Raw genomic sequence first — 3,508 nt, 5'->3', positions numbered from 1 at the left:
GGACCGGGCCGGGAGCATGTCGCCACGATGGGTAAAGGCGAGAAGCCTGCTAAGCTCGCGATAGAGTCGCTCAAAGGTGCAGGCGGCGAGCAGCTCAATACGCTCTGTGGTAGCTGTCACCGAACGCAAGACGATGTCGGGCCTCTCAGTAAGAGCACCAATCGCTTCCAGCCCTATGGCCTGTCTCTGAGCCGCTGCTTCAAAGAGAGTAAAGACAAGCTCACCTGTGTCACCTGCCATAATCCCCACGAAGATGCGGGCACCGACCCAAAACCTTACGAGAAAGCCTGTCTGAGCTGCCACAGTGCGCTGAAAAAAGCCTGCCCCGTGAACCCCAAAGAAAAATGCGTCGGCTGTCACATGCCCGAGAGGCCCGCCTTTGAAGTAGGAGATACCCCCACAAAAATGGCGGATCATTTTATCAAAATCTACCGCGCCAACCGATGATAAAATAGCGGCACTATGCCTGCTACTTCTCTTGATCAGATCATCTCTCTTTGTAAACGACGCGGTTTTATCTTCCCCGGCTCCGAGATCTACGGCGGCCTCCAGGGAACCTACGACTACGGCCCGCTGGGTGTCGAGCTGAAGAATAATCTTAAGCGGCTCTGGTGGAAGCACAATGTCTACGAGCGCGACGATATGGAGGGCATCGAGACGGCGCTACTAACCAACCGCTATGTGCTGCGCTACTCCGGCCACGAGAAAGGCTTCACTGACCCGCTGGTGGACAACAAGACCACCAAGAAGCGCTACCGGTTCGACCACTTGCTCAAGGAGCAGACGCCCGAGACGCTGGACGCGATTGCGGCGAGCTTTGGAATCACGCGTGACCCGGACATGGATATCTTTGTCGAGGCGCTCCTCTCTGATCCAAGCAAAGCCCAGACGGCGCTCAAGGCGGCGAAAGTGGTGGACGCGCTGGACGGCAAGCCGGGCGACTGGACCGAGCCGCGTACGTTCAATTTAATGTTCAAGACCCAAGTCGGGCCCGTAAACGACGACGAGAACTTTGCCTACTTGCGCCCCGAGACCGCGCAGGGGATGTTCGTCAACTTCAAGAATGTACTGGACTCCACCAACCGCAAGCTACCTTTTGGAATTGCGCAGCAAGGCAAAAGCTTTCGCAACGAGATCACGCCCAAGAACTTCATCTTCCGTGTCCGTGAGCTGGAGCAGATGGAGATCGAGTACTTCGTCAAGCCTGAGAACGCCCCCGCGCTCCACACGGAGTGGATTGAAGACCATATCAACTGGTGGGTGAATGTCGTGGGCCTCGACCGCGAGAAGATCCAGCTTTTTGAGCATATCAAGCTGGCGCACTACTCCAGCCGCACGGTGGATATCCTCTACAACTTCCCGACCCTGGGCTTCGATGAGCTAGAGGGAATTGCCAATCGGGGCGACTTTGATCTCGGCTCGCACAGCCGCGCCAACGACACACTAGGACTCACCAGTACGGTTGCCCCCAACGAGCACTCCGTCGAGAAGCTGACCTACTTCGACCATGAGACCAACAAGCACATTGTCCCCTTCGTGATCGAACCCGCCGCTGGGGTAGACCGTGGCGTGCTGGCCGCGCTCTGCGAGGCCTACGACGAAGAAGTGGTCAATGCGGAAAAGAACGATATCCGCGTCGTGCTGCGCCTCAAGCCCGCGCTGGCCCCGATCAAAGTGGCGGTTCTACCACTGGCCAAGAACAAGCCCGATATCGTCAATAAAGCCAAAGCGATCAAGAAAGACCTGCAAAACCAGCTCGGGATGCGCGTGGTCTACGACGATACGGCAGCGATTGGCAAGCTCTACCGCAGGCAAGACGAGGCCGGAACCCCGTTCTGTGTCACCGTGGACTACGACACCCTCGGGCAGTCCAAAGACGGTGGCACGGAGCTTCTCGACACCGTCACCGTGCGCGATAGAGACTCGATGGCCCAAGAGCGCATCGCCATCGCCGACTTACTGGGCTACCTGCGGGCACGTTTGGTTTAACGGGCGGCGTTTCACGAATCCGGGTGGGATTACGAATCCGGGCGGATAAATCGGCCCGCCGGGTACCCTCTGGGTGGTCGGCAAGACCCATAAATGGGCCTGGGTCTTGCGTGACAGTGGGCTTTTTGTTAGAGTACAGCCATGATTGTTGCTTATGTCTACGGAGTATATCGGTTTGCCAGAAAGCAGATTGGTTACCGAAACGACTATTGCTTGGGTTGTAAGAAAGAAGTCATCGCTCAGCGCTGGCGTTCCTTTAACTGTGGTCATTTCTTCTGGATACCTATAATTCCTTTTGGTTTTTTCAAATGGTGGCAATGCCCCTTCTGCCAGATAGATCCTCATGCACGTACTCAGAGTAGCCAGGGCTTTAAGATCTTTGCTGCGGTGATGTTTGTTCTCTTTACCATCCTCGCCCTGATTGGTGCCATTGCATCCATGAAGGAAAAACCAACACTGGAGCACCCGGACACAGGAGTCGGATTTTTCTGGGGCGCGACCGTTATCTGTGGCCTTATCTCAGCCGCTCTGATTTGGTGGACGACGATACGCCAAGAGCCAGAGGATTTGGAAGGACTCCTGCGGCAAGTGAAACCTGCGCGACTGGATGTCTGCCCATACTGCAGCCAGAAGCTGACCTCGGAAGCGTTTTGTGAGGCATGCCAGCTTCAGCGCTACGATGTAAATGACCTGCGCCGCTGATACCAACAAGAGTGCAAGCAATACCAAGCGTCGGTTGGCACCGAATATTCTCAGTGCAGATGAGACTAGGATTGAAGCAATTCGGAACCTGAAAAACTACAAGCCTGCCAATGCACAGTACAGCCGTGCTAGCTTAGATGCTATTGATGCCGAGACGGTTGCGGCGCAGAAAGCCGAGCAAGCGGCAAAGGCAGCCTGGGAATCAGCGCGGGATATTATGGTAATGAAAGAGCGCGAGCGCCACGACGCAAGCCTCGGGGCCACGGATCAGGTCGCGGCACAGTACGGGCGCAGCTCCAACGAGTACCAGTCGCTGGGGCTGCGCAAGAAAAACGAGGCGCGGCGCTAGAGCGCTCAACAGGGAGCTCTACGATGAGGCAATGGTGGTGTCGGTGCGGTACTCGACACGGTCGTTGCCTTCGTGGTAGACAAAGCGCAGGGAAAGACGAGCCTTGGCCTTGAAGTTCCTCACCTGCACGGGAAACTGAATCGCAATACCACCGTTGGTCTTGGGAGTGTCCATGTCATTGAGAAAGACCTCATCGTTGCCACTGGGAATCGCCACCATGGCACGCAGGTGCATCGGGATATCGTTTTCATCCTTGAACTTCAGGTCGATCCAGATCTTGCCCTCGCTCAGACCTGCCCCGATGTTGGCAGTCAGCGGTGAGAGCTTCGTTTCGTCATCGTTGATCTTACGAACCACCTGATCCCACTGAGAGGCTCTGCTAAAACTACGGATCCAATCTACTAAAATTACCGGGCTCATTTTTCCTACTTTCTGGTAAAACTATATACCGCCACTCAGAATGGCGAG

General features: G+C 55.7%; 4 protein-coding genes and 1 pseudogene. 4 read left to right on the top strand and 1 reads right to left on the bottom strand.

What is annotated here, in order from left to right; translation table 11 throughout:
- From AC1XOS_RS21170 to AC1XOS_RS21155, 4 genes and pseudogenes are all read left to right on the top strand, one after another.
- Positions 1-447: pseudogene (locus AC1XOS_RS21170) on the top strand (hypothetical protein); the annotation flags it as partial.
- 15 nt (positions 448-462) lie between these two features.
- A complete protein-coding gene (locus AC1XOS_RS21165; protein ID WP_481964196.1) occupies positions 463-1,989 on the top strand; it encodes a glycine--tRNA ligase in 1,527 nt (508 codons plus the stop codon).
- Between the two features lie 141 nt (positions 1,990-2,130).
- The gene (locus tag AC1XOS_RS21160) at positions 2,131-2,691 is read left to right on the top strand and encodes a hypothetical protein (protein ID WP_481964195.1); all 561 of its coding nucleotides are present in this window, start codon (positions 2,131-2,133) and stop codon (positions 2,689-2,691) included.
- Positions 2,675-3,040 carry a hypothetical protein gene (locus tag AC1XOS_RS21155; protein WP_481964194.1) on the top strand — a complete coding sequence of 122 codons (366 nt, stop codon included), beginning with the start codon at positions 2,675-2,677 and terminating at the stop codon, positions 3,038-3,040. The genes AC1XOS_RS21160 and AC1XOS_RS21155 overlap by 17 nt, the downstream gene beginning before the upstream one ends.
- 18 nt (positions 3,041-3,058) lie before the next feature.
- Here AC1XOS_RS21155 and AC1XOS_RS21150 read toward each other — a convergent pair whose 3' ends face one another.
- The gene (locus tag AC1XOS_RS21150) at positions 3,059-3,460 is read right to left on the bottom strand and encodes a hypothetical protein (RefSeq protein WP_481964193.1); all 402 of its coding nucleotides are present in this window, start codon (positions 3,458-3,460) and stop codon (positions 3,059-3,061) included.
- Between the last annotated feature and the right edge of the window lie 48 nt (positions 3,461-3,508).

This window comes from Armatimonas sp., assembly GCF_964826245.1.
This window is presented reverse-complemented; position numbering and strand designations above follow the sequence as displayed.

What these genes read in the sequence shown, in the direction of transcription:
- AC1XOS_RS21165 (WP_481964196.1), top strand. Translation starts at nt 463, where the DNA reads ATGCCTGCTACTTCTCTTGATCAGATCATCTCTCTTTGTAAACGACGC.
- AC1XOS_RS21160 (WP_481964195.1), top strand. Translation starts at nt 2,131, where the DNA reads ATGATTGTTGCTTATGTCTACGGAGTATATCGGTTTGCCAGAAAGCAG.
- AC1XOS_RS21155 (WP_481964194.1), top strand. Translation starts at nt 2,675, where the DNA reads ATGACCTGCGCCGCTGATACCAACAAGAGTGCAAGCAATACCAAGCGT.
- AC1XOS_RS21150 (WP_481964193.1), bottom strand. Translation starts at nt 3,460, where the DNA reads ATGAGCCCGGTAATTTTAGTAGATTGGATCCGTAGTTTTAGCAGAGCC.